The organism is Sphaerisporangium sp. NPDC051011 (assembly GCF_040653595.1).
Taxonomy (GTDB): Bacteria; Actinomycetota; Actinomycetes; order Streptosporangiales; family Streptosporangiaceae; genus Sphaerisporangium.
This window is the reverse complement of sequence record NZ_JBFAGG010000002.1, coordinates 625,382-641,668: the sequence shown is the minus strand read 5'-3', so window position 1 is coordinate 641,668 and position 16,287 is coordinate 625,382. Positions and strand designations below refer to the sequence as shown.

Annotated in this window: 14 protein-coding genes, 1 pseudogene and 1 riboswitch; of the genes and pseudogenes, 3 read left to right on the top strand and 12 right to left on the bottom strand. The window is 72.6% G+C overall.

What is annotated here, in order from left to right:
• Position 1: 1 nt before the first annotated feature.
• From AB0H21_RS07060 to AB0H21_RS07050, 3 genes are all read right to left on the bottom strand, one after another.
• Positions 2 to 2,140: a putative cobaltochelatase gene (locus AB0H21_RS07060; protein WP_358512918.1), complete on the bottom strand. Its 2,139-nt coding sequence runs from the start codon at positions 2,138 to 2,140 to the stop codon at positions 2 to 4.
• A gap of 85 nt (positions 2,141 to 2,225) precedes the next feature.
• Positions 2,226 to 3,017 carry a CbtA family protein gene (locus tag AB0H21_RS07055; RefSeq protein ID WP_358512916.1) on the bottom strand — a complete coding sequence of 264 codons (792 nt, stop codon included), beginning with the start codon at positions 3,015 to 3,017 and terminating at the stop codon, positions 2,226 to 2,228.
• Positions 3,018 to 3,033: 16 nt separating this feature from the next.
• On the bottom strand, positions 3,034 to 3,246 hold the full coding sequence (locus AB0H21_RS07050) for a CbtB domain-containing protein (RefSeq protein ID WP_358512914.1): 213 nt from the start codon (positions 3,244 to 3,246) through the stop codon (positions 3,034 to 3,036).
• A 31-nt stretch (positions 3,247 to 3,277) separates the two neighbouring features.
• Positions 3,278 to 3,393, bottom strand: a riboswitch (cobalamin riboswitch).
• Positions 3,394 to 3,473: 80 nt separating this feature from the next.
• Between AB0H21_RS07050 and AB0H21_RS07045 the strand changes: the two genes are divergently transcribed.
• Positions 3,474 to 4,190 carry a histidine phosphatase family protein gene (locus AB0H21_RS07045; RefSeq protein ID WP_358512912.1) on the top strand — a complete coding sequence of 239 codons (717 nt, stop codon included), beginning with the start codon at positions 3,474 to 3,476 and terminating at the stop codon, positions 4,188 to 4,190.
• Between the two features lie 30 nt (positions 4,191 to 4,220).
• On the opposite strand, the gene paaE is transcribed toward AB0H21_RS07045, so the two are convergent.
• The 6 genes from paaE to paaZ form a co-directional block, all read right to left on the bottom strand.
• The gene (paaE, locus tag AB0H21_RS07040; RefSeq protein WP_358512910.1) at positions 4,221 to 5,351 is read right to left on the bottom strand and encodes a 1,2-phenylacetyl-CoA epoxidase subunit PaaE; all 1,131 of its coding nucleotides are present in this window, start codon (positions 5,349 to 5,351) and stop codon (positions 4,221 to 4,223) included.
• Between the two features lies 1 nt (position 5,352).
• Positions 5,353 to 5,847 carry a 1,2-phenylacetyl-CoA epoxidase subunit PaaD gene (gene paaD / locus AB0H21_RS07035; protein ID WP_358512908.1) on the bottom strand — a complete coding sequence of 165 codons (495 nt, stop codon included), beginning with the start codon at positions 5,845 to 5,847 and terminating at the stop codon, positions 5,353 to 5,355.
• 65 nt (positions 5,848 to 5,912) lie between these two features.
• Positions 5,913 to 6,833, bottom strand: coding sequence for a 1,2-phenylacetyl-CoA epoxidase subunit PaaC (gene paaC, locus AB0H21_RS07030; protein ID WP_358512906.1), 921 nt, complete (start codon positions 6,831 to 6,833; stop codon positions 5,913 to 5,915).
• Positions 6,834 to 6,846: 13 nt separating this feature from the next.
• Entirely contained in the window at positions 6,847 to 7,128 is a 282-nt protein-coding gene (gene paaB / locus AB0H21_RS07025; RefSeq protein ID WP_114033130.1) for a 1,2-phenylacetyl-CoA epoxidase subunit PaaB, read from the bottom strand.
• Positions 7,125 to 8,066, bottom strand: coding sequence for a 1,2-phenylacetyl-CoA epoxidase subunit PaaA (paaA, locus tag AB0H21_RS07020; RefSeq protein ID WP_358512904.1), 942 nt, complete (start codon positions 8,064 to 8,066; stop codon positions 7,125 to 7,127). The genes paaB and paaA overlap by 4 nt, the downstream gene beginning before the upstream one ends.
• Before the next feature lie 85 nt (positions 8,067 to 8,151).
• Positions 8,152 to 10,185, bottom strand: coding sequence for a phenylacetic acid degradation bifunctional protein PaaZ (paaZ, locus tag AB0H21_RS07015; protein WP_358512902.1), 2,034 nt, complete (start codon positions 10,183 to 10,185; stop codon positions 8,152 to 8,154).
• 328 nt (positions 10,186 to 10,513) lie between these two features.
• Here paaZ and AB0H21_RS07010 point away from each other — a divergent pair.
• Positions 10,514 to 11,113 (top strand): annotated as a pseudogene (locus AB0H21_RS07010) (TetR/AcrR family transcriptional regulator); the annotation flags it as partial.
• Positions 11,114 to 11,249: 136 nt separating this feature from the next.
• Here AB0H21_RS07010 and AB0H21_RS07005 read toward each other — a convergent pair.
• The 3 genes from AB0H21_RS07005 to AB0H21_RS06995 all read right to left on the bottom strand — a co-directional run bounded on the left by AB0H21_RS07005 (position 11,250) and on the right by AB0H21_RS06995 (position 13,903).
• Positions 11,250 to 12,101, bottom strand: coding sequence for a MetQ/NlpA family ABC transporter substrate-binding protein (locus AB0H21_RS07005; protein ID WP_358512900.1), 852 nt, complete (start codon positions 12,099 to 12,101; stop codon positions 11,250 to 11,252).
• An 84-nt stretch (positions 12,102 to 12,185) separates the two neighbouring features.
• Positions 12,186 to 12,785, bottom strand: a complete 600-nt coding sequence (locus AB0H21_RS07000; RefSeq protein WP_358513040.1) for a methionine ABC transporter permease — start codon at positions 12,783 to 12,785, stop codon at positions 12,186 to 12,188.
• A gap of 53 nt (positions 12,786 to 12,838) precedes the next feature.
• Entirely contained in the window at positions 12,839 to 13,903 is a 1,065-nt protein-coding gene (locus AB0H21_RS06995) for an ATP-binding cassette domain-containing protein (protein WP_358512898.1), read from the bottom strand.
• Positions 13,904 to 14,380: 477 nt separating this feature from the next.
• Here AB0H21_RS06995 and AB0H21_RS06990 point away from each other — a divergent pair, with 477 nt between their 5' ends.
• Positions 14,381 to 16,117: a SpoIIE family protein phosphatase gene (locus tag AB0H21_RS06990; protein WP_358512896.1), complete on the top strand. Its 1,737-nt coding sequence runs from the start codon at positions 14,381 to 14,383 to the stop codon at positions 16,115 to 16,117.
• Positions 16,118 to 16,287: the final 170 nt, after the last annotated feature.

Here is a 16,287-nt window from a genome sequence, read left to right as displayed (position 1 = left end):
GTCAGGCCGCCTTCCTGTGTTCGCGGACGAGATCGCGCAGCCCGCCCGCGGCGAGCCGTTCGAGCCGGACGGCCTCCCCGCCGAGCAGCACGGCGAGCCCCGTGGCCAGGCCGAGCCGCACCGGGCCGCTCTCGCAGTCCACCACCACCGCGGCGACGTCCCTGAGCAGCGACGCCGCCCTGCGCACGTCGGCGTCCGTCCCCGAGGTGGCCCGCCCGTCGGTGACGACGACCAGCAGCGGCCTGCGCGCGGGGTCGCGGAGCCGTTCGACGCGCACGACCTCGGCGGCCCGGCGCAGCCCCGCGGCGAGGGGGGTGCGTCCGCCCGTGGGCAGCTCGCGCAGGCGGGCGGCTCCGGCCTCCACCGACGAGGTCGGCGGGAGCACCAGCTCGGCGCCGGACCCGCGGAACGTCACCAGGCCGACCTTGTCGCGGCGCTGGTAGGCGTCCAGCAGCAGGCTGAGCACGGCGCCCTTGACCGCGCCCATGCGCCGGCGCGCGGCCATCGAACCGCTGGCGTCCACGACGAACAGCACGAGGTTGCCCTCGCGTCCCTCGCGCACGGCCTCGCGCAGGTCGCCGCGCCGCACGACCAGCCCGGGACCGGTCCGGCCGCGCTCGCGCTGGTACGGCGCGGCGGCGCGCAGGGTGGCCGTGAGGTGCGGCGACAGGAGGCGTCCTTCGGGGACGCGCGAGCCGGAGACGCGGCCGTAGGACGTCCTGGCCCGCGACCGGCGTCCGGGGGCGCCCGTGCCGAGGCCGGGGACGGTCAGCGCGCGCACGCGGTAGGTGCCGCCGGGCTGGGCCGCCGGTCGCGTCCGGGTACCGGCTGTTTCGCCCGCCGGGGCGTCGTGGGTCTGAACGCCTTGGCCGTTCGCGGGCGGCGGCTCCGGGGCCCCGCCGTTCCCTCCGGGGCCGGGCGGCGGGCCGGGGTCGGGGTCTTCGTCGGGCCCGGGGCCGGGGGGCGGGCCGGGGTCTTCGTCCGGGCCGGGGCCGGGGTCCTCCCGCTCGGACGCGGGGCCGGTGTCCGTGCCGGGACCGTCCTCCGATGCGGGCCCGTCCACTCCGGCCCCCTCCGGGCCCGACTCCCCTTCCGTGTCGTCCAGGTCCGCGTCGTCGAGCAGGGCGTCGAGCTCGGACTCGTCCAGGCCGGGCGCGTCGAACGGGTCGCGCCTGCGGCGGTGCGGCAGGGCGAGGCGGGCGGCCTGGCGGATGTCCTCGGCCGTGACGCGCGTGCCGCCCCGCCAGGCGGCGTGGGCGACGGCGGCGTGGGCGGTGATGAGGTCGGCGCGCATGCCGTCCACGTCGAACGCCGCGCAGATCGTGGAGATCCGCGTGAGCGCGGCGTCGGACAGCGTCACCTCGCGCAGCCGCTCGCGGGCGGCGGCGATGCTCGCGGCGAGGTCGTCCTCCGCGTCCGCCCACCGGGCCGCGAACGCCTCGGCGTCGTCCTCGAACGCCAGCCTGCGGCGCACGACCTCCGCCCGCTCCTCCGGGTCGCGGGACGCGGTGACCTCGACGGTCAGGCCGAAGCGGTCGAGCAACTGGGGCCGCAGCTCGCCCTCCTCGGGGTTCATGGTGCCGACCAGCATGAACCGGGCGGCGTGCCGGACGGACACGGCGTCGCGCTCGACGTAGCACGTGCCTAGCGCGGCGGCGTCGAGCAACAGGTCCACGAGGTGGTCGTGCAGCAGGTTGACCTCGTCCACGTAGAGGACGCCCCGGTGGGCGGCGGCGAGCAGGCCGGGCTCGAACGCCTTGACCCCCTCGGTGAGCGCGCGTTCCAGGTCCAGCGAGCCGACCAGGCGGTCCTCAGACGCGCCGACGGGCAGTTCGGCGAGCCGCGCGGGACGTACGGAGGCCGGCGCGCCGTCGTCGTGCGGGCCGTCGGGGCACGCGGGGTCGGGGGCGGCAGGGTCGCAGGAGAAGCGGCACCCGGCCACGACCCCGACCGGCGGCAGCAGGGCCGCCAGCGCGCGGACGATCGTGGACTTGGCGGTGCCCTTCTCGCCGCGGATCAGCACGCCTCCGGTGCGCGGGGAGATCGCGTTGAGGACGAGCGCCAGCTTGAGGGTGTCGAGCCCCACCACCGCGGTGAAGGGGTAGTGGTGGCGTACGGCCGCCGGGGGCCGGGCAAGCATGTCGAGGAAGTCCTTCCGAGCGCTGCGTCGCCGCAGGTGGGCAGGGGCGAGTGGCGGTCGGTCCCGCCCCTGCCGGGAGTGAGGGTCAGGCGGCGGGCGAGGGGACGAGCGCGCGGCGCGGCGTGAGGGCGCGTTCGGCGAGGGCGCCGAAGACGAGCCCGATGCCGCCCCACATGATCGCCTGGGTGCCGAGCGAGGCGATCCGGAAGCGCCACAGCAAGGACGCGGGGAAGTCGGCGGCGACCTCGTCCACGGTGGGCATGAGCACGTACACGACGGCCACGACCACGATGTAGGCGAGGGCGGCGAGCAGCGTGGCGTTCCAGGCGCCGTGGCGGGGGGCCAGTTGCCGGCCGAGCCGGACGGCGGCGACCGCGAGGAGCACCGAGATCACCAGGATGGCCAGGTAGAGGACCGTCCGGCGGGAGATCGTGGCGGGGTCGCCCACGGCCGGCGGGTTGGCGGGATATTTCAGGAAAGGTACGAGCTCGACGACGACGAACGCGCCGAGCGCGAGCAGCCCCGCCGTGGCCCGGGCCCCGAGCGAGCCCAGCCGCCCGTAGGCGAACGCGAACACGAGCGCGAAGATGCCGCCGACCGCGACGCCGAACACGCCGAGACCCGTGGCCAGGCCCAGTGTGGACTGCACGTCACGGCTGACGGGCCCTTCCTCCGCGTGCTCGTGCCCGGACTCCGACGCCGCCGCGCCGGACTCGCCCGGCACGGCGGGGGCGTGGGCCGCGTGCGCGTCCCCGCGTTCTTCGACGGCGATGGCACCCGACACCTGGGGCTCACCGAAGACCCAGGCGAACACCAGGGCGAGGGCAGCAGCGGCCAGGCCCGCGAGCATGCCGCGGACCAGGAGATTTCTCACCATTCTTGCTCTGACCGCCTCAGTGACAGGGGAAGCCGAGAAGGTGGCGCGCGTCGTGCACGAACTCGTGCACGGTGTTGCCGGAGATCAGAGAGGTGGCACCCTGCTCCGCACCGACGAAGTAGATGAGGGCGAGGGCGAGGACACCGGCGAAGATCGTCCACGGCAGCAACTCCCTGACGGGAATGCGGACGGGAACAGGCCGGGACTGGGGAAGGGCGGTGTGGGCCATGAAAGTGCCTCCTCGGGATCACGCGTCCCATAGGACATGGCGCGACGACGGAGGGTCTGACTCCCGGCCCCCGAAGGAGCAGGTCACAGTGGCGCGGCCGTACCAGAGTCTCGCTGGCTTCCCCACACCGTCACAATGTCGTTTGCACGCTACGGTGTGAACCATTAGCGCGTCAACTGGCGTCAATGGGAGACAATCACCTCCACCTGCGCCCTGGAGGGATACACGTGACCGCGAGGATTGTCCTGATTTCCCACGCCGCCACCACCGCCCTCCAGCGAGCGGCCTTCCCCATGGACGAACCCCTCACCGACCAGGCCCTCCGCCGGCTGACCACCGCCCGCCCCCTGTTCTCCCCTCCCGCCGCGACGACCACCCCGAGAACCCCGACGACCGCCGGCCGACCCCCCAGAACGGCCGACGAGGGGACGGTCACGACGAACGGCGAGCAAGGGGCGTCCAAGAGCGACGGCAGGGAGGCGCCCGCCCTTGAGGAGGCCGCGGCCCTCGGACCCTCCGCGCGAAAGGTCCTGTGCGGACCTTCCCAGCGCTGCCTGCAGACCGCCGCGGGTCTCGGGCTGGAAGCCGAACCCGTCGAGGCGCTACGAGACTGGGACGCCGGCCGCTGGGCGGGCCGCACGCTGGCGGACGTCCAGGCCGAGCACCCCGAGGACGTCCTCGCCTGGCTCACCGACCCCGCGTCCGCTCCCCATGGCGGCGAGTCCCTCCTCGCGCTCCTCGACCGCGTCACCGCCTGGCTCGCGACCTTGCACGACGCGGGCAGGACGCTCGCCGTCACCCACCCCGCCGTGATCAGAGCCGCCGTGGTCCACGCCCTCGACGCCCCGCCCCAGGCGTTCTGGAAGATCGACGTTCCCCCGCTCGCCCAGGTGACCCTGACCTCCAACGGCCGCCGCTGGCACCTGCGCCTCTCGGCGCCCTGACATCACCCCGCGTCGTGGCCCCGGCGGCGGTCAGGTGTCGAAGTCGACGGTTACCGTCGGGGTGGTCGGCGTGGACTGGCAGGTGAGGACGTAGCCGGCTTCGACCTCGGACGGTTCGAGGGCGAAGTTGCGGCGCATCCGCACATGGCCGTGCGTCACGCGGGCGCGACAGGTGCCGCAGACGCCGCCCTTGCAGGCGAACGGAAGGTCGGGGCGGACCCGCTGCGCGCCCTCCAGCACGGTGACGTCGCGGGCCAGGGCGGTGGTGGTGGCGCGGCCGTCGAGGATCACCGTGACCTCGGCGGCGGCCTCCTCGGTGCCCTCGGCCGGACGGACGGGGACGGGAGGCGGCTCGTCCACGTAGAACAGCTCGTGGTGGACGCGTTCCGCCGGCACGCCGAGCCCGCCCAGCACGCGCCGCGCCCCGACCACCATCTCGTACGGCCCGCACAGCCACCAGTGCCCGACGTCGGGGACGGCGACGAGGGCGGGGATCAGGACGCCGAGCTTGTCCGCGTCCAGGCGGCCGGTGAACAGCTCGGGCTCGCGAGGCTCCCGGGACAGCACGTGGACGAGTTCGACGCGGGCGGGTGCGGAGTCCTTCAGGTCGGCGAGCTCCTCGGCGAACATGACGGTCCGCGTGGTGCGGTTGCCGTAGAACAGCGTCGCCCGTGAACCGGGCACGGCCAGCGCGGACGCGGCGATGGACAGGACGGGCGTGATGCCCGACCCGGCCGCGATGAACACGTGGTGGGCGGGCCGCGTGAGGTCGGCGGTGAAGCCGCCGGTGGGGGGCTGGACGGCCACCTGGTCCCCCGGCCTCAGGCGGCGGACCAGCCAGGTGGAGAACAGCCCGCCGGGGATCTCGCGCACGCCGATGCGCAGCGGCCCGCCCGCCGGGGAGCAGATCGAGTACGAGCGGCGCTCGTCGCGGCCGTCCACGATGGCCCGCAGGGTGAGCGACTGGCCGGGCCGGAAGGCGAAGTCGCCGGCGAGTTCGTCCGGAACGTCGAAGGTGATCGCGGTGGCGTCCTCGCACAGCCGGTCGACCCGCGCGACGCGCAGCGCCACGAACCCGGCCCGCCGCCGCGCCCGCTCCAGAACCCCCACCGGCGCCGCCCTGCTCTCCGGCCGCACCGGCCCGCGCTGGTTCTCGGGCATCTCAGATCTCCTTGACATGCTCGAACGGTTCCCAGCACGTGTCGCAGCGCCACAGGGCCTTGCAGGCGGTGGCGCCGAAGCGGGAAATTTCCCGGGTGTCGTCCGAGCCGCAGTTCGGGCAGGTCACGCGCCTGCGTGGCGGCCCCAGCGTCACCGGCACCGGACCGTCCGCCCGTTCCCGTACGGGGCCAGGTGGCGCGATGCCCGCCTCCGCGAGCTTGAGCCGGCCGTTCTCGCCGATCCAGTCGGTGGTCCAGGCGGGCGACAGCCGCGTGCGGATCTCGACGTCGGCGTACCCGGCGGCGCGCAGGGCCGCGCACAGGTCCGCCCGGATCGCCTCCATCGCCGTGCACCCGCTGTAGGTGGGAGTGATGGTGACGACCACGGCGCCGTCCTCGCCCTCCCTCACGTCGCGCAGAATGCCCAGGTCGGCGAGGGTGAGCATGGGCAGCTCGGGATCGGCCACGGTCTCGGCGACCTCACGCGCGCTCGCCACGCCGCCTCCGGACACGCGCGACCGGCCTCCAGGCGCACCCGCCACCCCACCCCGGGCACGCGCGCTCACCACGTCGCTCCCGGGTGGGCGCGGGCGACGGACTGCATCTCCTTCAGCAGGGCGGTCAGGGCGTCGGTGTGCGCGCCCGCCCGGCCGAGGGCCTCGGCCGGTCCCGCCTCCAGCGGGCGGGTGAGGGTCGCGGTGGTCAGGACCTGGGCGAGCACGGCGTCGAACTCCTCTCGGACGGCGGCCGGGTCGGCGGCCACGCCCGTACCGGCGAGGCGGGACTCCACCTCGTGCGGGACGAACAACTCCGGCACGTACCGCCACACCGCCGCGATCCCCTCGCCCATCCGCTCCCGCGAGTACGCGGTGCCGTCGCCGAGCCGGATCACCCATCCGGCGGCGTAGTCCCGGTGGTAGGTCAATTCCTTCTCGCCCTTGGCGGCGACGGCCGCGAGGACGGGGTCGCGTGAGCCGGTCAGGCGGCCGAGCAGCGCGAGCCGCCAGGTGGAGAAGACCAGCAGCCGGGCCATGGCATGCGCGAAGTCGCCGTTCCCGGCCTCGGCCAGCCATACGTTGCGGAACTCGCCCGGGTCCCGCAGGAACGCCAGCGCGTCCTCGTCCCGGCCCGACCCGTCGGCCGCGCCCGCGCGGGACAGCAGGAGCCGCGCCTGGCCGAGCAGGTCGAGCGCGATGTTGGCCAGGGCGACCTCCTCCTCCAGCTCGGGCGCGTGGGCGCACCATTCCTGGAGACGGTGGGACATGACCAGGGCGTCGTCGCCGAGCATGAGGCAGTACGCGGCGAGATCGGCGGCGTCCACGCCGTCGGGCACGCGGGTGTCCACCCCGGCCAGCGGGTCGGCGAACCCCGTCCCGAACGCCCAGCGCGGGTCGTCGCCCTGGTTGAGCGCCTCGTACGCATTGCCCGGGGAGGCGTCCGTGACGCTGGGCGGCCGCGTCGCGTGTGGGTCGAAGGTCGTCATGACGCCTCACACCTCACATATGGGGAACGTCATCGGGGATCGTGTAGAAGGTCGGGTGCCGGTACACCTTGTCGCCGCTGGGCGCGAAGAACGGGTCCTTCTCGTCCGGACTGGTGGCGGCGATGTGCTCGGACCGGACGACCCAGATGCTCACGCCCTCGTTCCTGCGCGTGTACAGGTCGCGGGCGTGGCGCAGCGCGGTCTCGTCGTCGGCGGCGTGCAGCGAGCCGACGTGCACGTGGTTGAGCCCGCGCTTGCTGCGCACGAACACCTCGTACAGCGGCCAGTCGCTCACACGCCCGCCTCCTGCCTCGATGACGCCTTGCGCGCGTGCGCGGCGGCGGCCTCGCGCACCCAGGCGCCGTCCTCGTGCGCGGCGCGCCGGACGGCCACCCGCTCGGCGTTGCACGGACCGTGCCCGCTGATCACCCGCTGGAGCTCCGACCAGTCGATCGCGCCGAAGTCGTGGCGCCCCCGCTCAGGGTTCCAGCGCAGCTCCGGGTCGGGCAGCGTGACGCCGAGCGCCTCGGCCTGCGGGACGGTCATGTCCACGAACCGCTGCCGCAGCTCGTCGTTCGTGTGCCGCTTGATCTTCCAGGCCATCGACCGCGCGGTGTTGGGCGAGGCGTCGTCGGGCGGGCCGAACATCATGAGGGACGGCCACCACCAGCGGTCGACCGCGTCCCGCACCATGGCGCGCTGCGCCTCGGTGCCTCGCTTCATCATGGTCATCAGCAGTTCATAGCCCTGCCTCTGATGGAACGACTCCTCCTTGCAGATGCGGATCATCGCCCGCGCGTACGGCCCGTAGGAGCTGCGGCAGAGCGGGACCTGGTTGCAGATCGCCGCGCCGTCGACCAGCCAGCCGATCACCCCGACGTCGGCGTACGTCAGCGTGGGGTAGTTGAAGATCGACGAGTATTTCTGCCGTCCCTCGATGAGCATCTCGGTGAGCTCGGTGCGGTCGGCGCCCAGCGTCTCTGCGGCGCAGTACAGGTAGAGCCCGTGCCCGGCCTCGTCCTGCACCTTGGCGAGCAGGATCGCCTTGCGGCGCAGGGACGGCGCCCGGGTGATCCACGCCCCTTCCGGCTGCATCCCGATGATCTCGGAATGGGCGTGCTGCGCGATCTGCCGGATCATGGTCCTGCGGTAGCCGTCCGGCATCCAGTCGCGGGGCTCGACGCGCTGGTCGCGCTCGATCGTACGGTCGAAGTGCTCCTGGAGGTCAGCCATACACGACACCTCTATTACCGAACATTCGGTCAGTTATCAGTCTCGCTCACCCCCGGGCCACGTGCAACTCCCGGAGGTCGCGCGATCACCCCCCGCGCTTGGCGACCAGCGTCAGCACGTCGTACTTGGCCACCGACGACCCGTCCTGCTGGGTCACGTCGGCGTCCCAGCGGACCTCCCCGTACTCGGCCCCCTCGCGCGGGTCGATCCCCTTCGCGGTCAGCGTGACCGTCAGCTCGTCGCCGGGGTAGACCGGCGTGAGGAAACGCAGGTTCTCCAGGCCGTAGTTGGCGAGCACCGGCCCGGGGTCGGGGTCCACGAACAGGCCCGCCGCCAGCGACACGATCAGGTATCCGTGCGCCACCCGCCCGTCGAAGAACGGGTTGGCCCTGGCCGCCTCCTCGTCCATGTGCGCGTAGAACGTGTCCCCGGTGAACTCGGCGAAGTGCTCGATGTCCTCCAGCGACACCCGGCGCGGCCCCGCCACGACGGTGTCGCCCACCCGCAGGTCCTCCAGGTGCTTGCGGAACGGGTGGACCTCGGTCTCGGCGCGCCCGGCCCCGGCGACCCAGCGGCCGGTGATCGCCGTCAGCATGTCCGGGCTCCCCTGGACGGCCGTGCGGTTCATGTGGTGCAGGATGCCCCGGACGCCGCCCATCTCCTCGCCGCCGCCGGCCCGTCCGGGGCCGCCGTGCACGAGCATCGGCAGCGGCGAGCCGTGCCCGGTCGACTCCTTGGCGGCCTCGGCGTCCAGCACGAGCAGCCGGCCGTGCCAGGGCGCGGTCCCGAGCACGACCTGGCGGGCGAACGCGGCGTCCCCGGTGACGACGGACCCGGCGAGGCTCCCCTGGCCCCGCGCGGCCAGCTCGATCACCTGCTCGGCCGAGGTGTACGGCATGAGCGTGCTGACCGGCCCGAAGGCCTCCACCTCGTGCGGCTCGGCCCGGCCGGCCTCGTCCACGCGCAGCAGAATCGGCGAGATGAACGCGCCGCGCTCGGCGTCGGCGCCCGCCACGTCCACGTGGTCGGGGTCCCCGTAGACGACCGGCCCCGCGGCCATGAGGGCCTTCAGCGCGCGCCGGACCTCCTCGCGCTGGCCGAGGCTCGCGAGCGCCCCCATGCCCACGGCCGGGTCCGCCGGATTCCCGACCGTGATCGCGGCGAGCCGGGCGGCCGTGGCCTCGGCGACGTCGCCGAGCAGGGCCCGGGGGACGAACGCGCGGCGGATCGCCGTGCATTTCTGCCCGGCCTTGACCGTCATCTCGGTCACGAGCTGCTCGACGAACAGCTCGAACTCGCGGCCGCCCGGCACGGCGTCCGGGCCGAGGATCGAGCAGTTCAGCGAGTCGGCCTCGGCGTTGAACCGCACCGAGCGGGCCGCGACGACCGGGTGGGTGCGCAGCTTCTGGGCCGTGGACGCCGAGCCGGTGAAGGCGACCAGGTCCTGCTCGGTGAGGTGCTCGAACAGGTCGCCCGCGCTGCCGCAGACGAGTTGCAGCGCCCCCTCGGGCAGCAGCCCGGACTCGACGATCATCTCCACCAGCCGCGCGGTGACGTACGCCGTCTGACCGGCCGGCTTGATCAGCGAGGGCATGCCGGCGATGAAGGCGGGCGCGAGCTTCTCCAGCGGCCCCCAGACGGGGAAGTTGAAGGCGTTGATCTGCACGGCGACCCCGCGCAGCGGTGTGCACAGGTGCCACGCCGCGAACGAGCCGCCCTTGCCGATCGGCTCGGCCGGGCCGTCGAGGTAGACGGTGTTGTTGGGCATCTCGCGGCGGCCCTTGCTCGAGTACGAGAACAGCACGCCGATGCCGCCGTCCACGTCGAACCGCGCGTCGCCGCGCGTCGCGCCGGTGCGCAGCGACAGCGCGTACAGCTCCTCGCGGCGCTCGCGCAGGTAGGAGGCCAGCGCCTTGAGCAGGGCGGCGCGCTGGTGAAAGGTCGGCTCGCGGACGGCCGGGCCGCCGACGCGGCGGCCGTACTCCAGCGCGGCCCGGAAGTCGACCCCGGCGGAGGAGATCCTGACGACCTCCTCCCCGGTGACCGCGTCGTGCAGCGGGACTCCCTCGTCGTCCGGGACATGCCAGGAACCGGTGACATAGCTGCTGAGCGTGGCCATCGCAGACCTCCACGTCGAGGACTCACTTACTGACCGTACGTTCGGATGGTAACCCCGCCCGCGCACGAGACGGCCCCCGGCGCGGCGGGAACATTCCGGCTCCTACCCCGCTTGCGCGCCCGCCGACACCTGACCTCGTGAAACCCCGTTCAGGGGCGGCGCCGGAGGTCCGCCGCGGCGATATGATCGTGACGCGTCCGTTCCCCTCTGGATCCCCACGGCTCGGGAGGTCGTCCCCGGCACACCGGGGCAGAGCCGCGCCGCGTGGTGGACCATCGAGAGAGCGAGACCTCTCAGAACCCACTGGAAAGGCAGGCGTTCACCCGCGATGGCCACCGCCCGCGTCACCCCGCCCGCCCGCCGGGGGCGTCCCGGCTACGACCTGGAATCACTGCTCGCGGTCGCGGTGAAGGTGTTCAACGAGCGGGGCTACGAGGCCACCAGCATGGAGGACCTGTCCCGCAGGCTCGGCATCACCAAGTCCGCGATCTACCACCACGTCTCCGGCAAGGACGAACTGCTGCGCCTGGCCGTCGACCGCGCCCTGGACGGCCTGTCCGAGGTCGCGATCGAGGCCGCCGCCGTCGAGGGCCGCGCGATCGACCGGCTGGAGCACCTGGTGCGCCGCAGCGTGCACGTACTGGTGGACCGGCTGCCGTTCGTCACGCTGCTGCTGCGGGTGCGCGGCAACACCAAGGTGGAGCGCCAGGCCCTGGCCCGCCGCCGGGAGTTCGACCACCTGGCGGGCGAGCTGGTGCGCCAGGCGGAGGCCGAGGGGGACGTCCGCCCGGACGTCGACCCGGACGTGGTCAGCCGGCTGCTGTTCGGGCTGGTCAACTCGGTGACCGAGTGGTACCGGCCGCGCGGCGGCATGAGCGCGGAGGCGCTGGCGGAGGCCGTCTGCAAGATCGCGTTCGACGGCCTGCGCCGGCAGCCCGCGAACGACGATGCCCCGGCGGCCGGTCCCGTGTCTCCGGAATCTCCTACGCCGCCCCCCGCCTCGGCTCCTGCGCCGTCTCCCGCGTCATCCCCTGCCGCTTCTCCTACCGCGTCTCCTACCTCGCCTACGTCGTCGACGGGATGACGGACCCCTGGTAGGTGTCCTCGATGAACTTCTTCACCTCGGGCCCGGCCAGCAGTTCGGCGAGCTTCTTGATCCGCGGGTCGTTCTCCTGGCCCTTCACGGTCACCAGGCCGTTGGCGTACGGGTTGCCCTCGGCCTTCTCCAGCACCAGCGCGTCGCTCGACGGCTTGAGCCCGGCCTCCAGCGCGTAGTTGCCGTTGATGACGGCCGCGTCCACGTCCTCCAGCGAACGCGGGAGCTGCGCGGCCTCCAGGGGCTTGAACTGCAGGTTCTTCGGGTTCTCCGCGACATCGCGCTCGGTGGCGGCGGTGCCGACGCCCGGCTTGAGCTTGATGAGGCCGTTGTCCTCCAGCAGCTTGAGCCCGCGTCCGAGGTTGGTGGCGTCGTTGGGCACGGACACGGTGGCGCCGCTCGCCAGCTCGGCCACGCTCTTGATCTTCTTGGAGTACAGGCCGAGCGGCTCCAGGTGCACGGGCTGGACGAAGATCATCTCCTTGCCGCCCTTGGACTTCTGGAAGTCGTCCAGGTAGGGGCGGTGCTGGAAGTAGTTGGCGTCGAGTTGCCCCTCCTGGAGCTGGGTGTTCGGCTGCACGTAGTCGGTGAACTCGACGATCTCCAGTTGCAGCCCGGCGGCGGACGCGAGCTTGTCCTTCACGAACTTCAGGATCTCCGCGTGCGGTACCGGGCTCACGCCGACCTTGAGCGGCGCGCTCGACGCCGAACTTCCCCCGGGGCCGGCGGCGGCCGTGTCCGTGCCACCGTCACCCCCGCCGCACCCGGCCGGCGTCAGCGCCAGCACGGCGGCTGCCACGACACCCATCAACCTACGCATCGTCGCGTCTCCTCATCTCTCGCATATGATCACTTGTTCATATGTCGGGCTTGACGGTTCACGAGAGCCCCGCACGGCCGCCCGCTACCTGTGGGAAAGCCGGCGCGCCACCAGATCGCCGAGGCTCTGGACGAGCTGCACGACCACCACCAGCAGCACGACCGTGATCACCATCACGGCGGTGTCGAAGCGCTGGTAGCCGTACCGGATCGCGAGGTCGCCGAGGCCGCCGCCGCCGATCGCCCCGGCCATCGCCGAGTACCCGATCAGCGCGACCACCGTGACGGTGAGCCCGGCGACCAGCCCCGGCAGCGCCTCGGGCAGCAGCACCCGCGCCACCACCCGGACGCGGCTCGCGCCCATCGCCTGCGCCGCCTCGACCACCGCGCGCTCCACCCCGCGCAGCGCCGTCTCGACCAGCCGGGCGTAGAAGGGGACCGCGCCGAGGGTCAGGGGGACGATCGCGGCGACCGTGCCGATCGTCGTCCCGGTGACCAGGCGCGTGAACGGCAGGATCGCGACCATCAGCACGATGAACGGCAGCGACCGTCCGACGTTGACGATGCCACCGAGCACCGCCTTGACGGCGGGGGCGGGGACGAGGCCGCCGCGGTCGGTGGCGACCAGCAGCACGCCGAGGGGCAGGCCGAGCAGCAGCGTGAGCAGCGCCGACCAGAAGACCATCTGCGCCGTCTCGCCGGTGGCCTGCAGCAGCGCGGGAATCAGATCGTCGGCGCTCACAGAGCCTCCTCCGTGACACTCCCGGCCTTGGGATCGGCCTCGGGACCGGGACCGGGCGCGGGTGCGGGTGCGGGTGCGGGCTCGGGCGGTCGAGCGTCCACGGGCTCCTCCTCGTGCTCCCGGACCAGGCCGCGTTCGCGCAGGTAGGCGAGGGCGGCGGCCCTGTTCTCGCCGTCGAGCCGGATGCGCAGGCGCCCGGACGGCACGCCGCCGACGTCCTCCAGCGACCCGCCGAGGAGGTCCACGTCCACGTCGAACCTGCGGACGAGACCGGACAGGACGGGCTCTCCGGACTGCCCGGCGAAGGTGACCGTGACGCTGCCGGGCGGCGCGGGCTCGGGTAGCGGGAAGATCTCGCGGGTCAGCAGGGATCCGGGGGCGGCGATCAGGTCGGCGACCCGTCCCGCCTCGGCCACCTTGCCCTCGCGCATGATGGCGACCGAGTCGCAGACGCCCTTGATGACGTGCATCTCGTGCGTGATGAGCAGGATCGTCAGGCCGAGCTCGGCGTTGAGCCGCTTGAGCAGGGCGAGGATCGACTGCGTGGTCCCGGGGTCGAGCGCGCTCGTCGCCTCGTCCGAGAGAAGCACCTTGGGACGGGCGGCGAGGGCGCGGGCGATGCCCACGCGCTGCTTCTGGCCGCCGGAGAGCTGCGCGGGGTAGGACGACGCCTTGCCGTCGAGGCCGACCACGTCGAGCAGCTCGGCCACGCGGGCTGCGCGCTCCCGCCGGGGCACCCCCGCGACCTCCAGCGGGAAGGCGACATTCCCGGCCACCGTGCGCGAGGAGAGCAGGGCGAAGTGCTGGTGGATCATGCCGATCCGCTGCCGGGCGCGCCGGAGCGCGGCGAGGTCGAGGGAGGTCAGCTCCTGGCCGGCGACGGTGACCGTTCCGCTGGTGGGGCGCTCCAGGAGGTTCACGCAGCGCAGCAGGGTGCTCTTGCCGGCGCCGCTCTGTCCGAGCACGCCGAATATCTCGCCCTCGCGCACGTCGAGGTCGACGCCGTCGAGCGCCACGACGCCGGTCTCGTAGACCTTCCGCAGGCGGGATACATGTATCACAGGTAGGTTATATCCGAATTATGAGGGGAATACGAGCGGCGCCCCAGGCAAGACCGCCCGGCCGTCGCGGCAGCGCTCGCGGCACACCCCGGGCGACGCGGGCATGAGGAAGGTAAAGAGCCGGTCATCCGCCACGCCAGGCTCCGGCCACCCCACGCGCTCCTAAAATTCACGATCACCGGTGTGATGCGGACCACTCATCTGGATCACGGGCACTAGGGTCTTTCCGTACAGAAGACTAATACGGCAAGCGTCACCATGAAACCGGCACGGGATGCCCTACGAAGAAGGACGAAAGCCCCTTGAAAGCGTTGCCGCGACCCGCGAAGGTGAACAAAGCGCGGGGGGGAGCCACGCGCTTCGAGGAGTTTTCACGAAAGCAAGCAATCGGTAGATGCTACTTTACTGACGGTAGCCGCGGAGCAGGTACAGACCCAGGGGGGAGTCAACCATGTGCCTTCAGGCGGCCCGGACACGATGTCTCATTTCTGTCCAGGAGGACTGGTGGCGCGTGCGGCGAGGGCAGAAGCGCCTACAGCGGACGAACCACGCGTTCCGCGGCAGAGCGGCATGACCCATCGTGGGGGTCTCGCCGCCCTGGTACTCGACGAAAACGGTCGTATCACGCAATGGAGCCGCGGCGCGATGCGGCTTTTCGGTCGTTCTACGGAAAAAGCCATAGGTCACGACATTTGCGATCTTTTGTTACTCGATGACTGCCATGAGACGATCAGGCACGCGCTGGACGAGGCCGCGTCCGGGACGTCCTGGAGCGGCGTCTTCCCCGCCGAATGCGCGGACGGCCGCGTCCACGACGTCGCCTTCGACCTGGAGCCCCTGGCCACCCCCGGCCCCTGGGGCACAGTGATGGTCACCGCCATGGACACCCGCCTGCCGCAGCTCACCCGCGCCGACTTCGAGGCCGGCGAGCGCCTGACCCTGCTCAACGAGGTCAGCACCCGCATCGGCGCCACGCTCGACACCCGCCAGGCCGCCGAGCAGTTCATGGACGTCGCCGTGCCCCGCCTCGCCGACACCGCCAGCGTCTCGGTCATCGAGGGCCTGCTCAGGGACGAGGGCTACCCCGACGGCGCCGACGGCTCGGTGCGCGTCCGGCGGCTCGCCTTCCGCCTCGACGCCCGCTACCAGAACGGCCACGACTGGAAGAAGGCGTTCCCCGACAACGAGATCGGCGTGTACGACGCCGGGCACCCGAACACCCGCTGCATGGACACGGGCACACCCATCTCCTACAGCGCCACGGATCTCGGCAACGACCAGGTCGGCAGGATCAGCGGCGTGCTCGGCGACGCCGCCACGGGCATCCTCGACGGCGCGTCTTATCTGGCCGCGCCGCTCACCGCCCGGGGCACCGTCCTCGGGTTCATCACCCTCACCCGCAACCCCAAGCGCGCCGCCTTCGACGCCCACGACGAGACCCTCGCCGCCGACCTCGCCGCGCGCGCCGCCATCTGCATCGACAACGCCCGCCTCTACTCGCGGGAACGCCGCACCACCCACGCGTTCCAGCAGAACCTCGCGCCGAGCATCCTCACCGTCCCGCCCGGCCTTGAGCTCGCCCACCGCTACCTTCCCGCGAGCGACATGACGGTCGGCGGCGACTGGTACGACGTGTTCCCGCTCGGGCCGGGCCGCATCGGCCTGGTCATCGGCGACGCGATGGGCCACGGCGCCGTCGCCGCCGGCGGCATGGGCCAGCTGCGCGCCGCCGTCCGCGCCCTCAACGGCTTCAACCTCGCCCCGGACGAAGTGCTGCGCCGCCTCGACCACATGGCCGACGACATGCACTCCATCCAGTGCGCCACATGCCTGTACGCGATCATCGACCTGGAGGACCACACCTGCGAGATCTCGCGCGCCGGGCACCCGCCGCCCATCATGGTCGACCCGGACGGCGACGCGCGCGTCCTCGACCTGCCCTCCGGGCTGGCCCTCGGCCTCGGCGACCCCGAGTTCTCCGGCGCCTTCACCACCACGCGGTTCGCCATGCCCCCGGGCGCCACCCTCGCCTTCTACACCGACGGGCTGGTCGAAAGCCGCGAGCAGGACATCGACACCGGCATCGCCAACCTCCAGGGCGCCCTCGGCAAGCCCCACGACACCCTCGACCAGACCTGCGCCGCCATCATCGACGCCCTCCCCCGCCAGTACGACGACGTGGCCCTCCTCCTTACCCGCATCCCCGCCGGATGAGGGGCGGGGTCAGGTGGCGCCTGACGTTCCGCCGGGAATCCTCGGCCGGTCGCGCCCGGCGGGGGTGACGTTCGCGGCGGAGATCTAGCCGACGACGGTGAACACCGCTCTGACGACCACGGTGAGGAGAATCGTCACGGACCGCTTGTAGGTCGTCGAGTTCGTGCTTC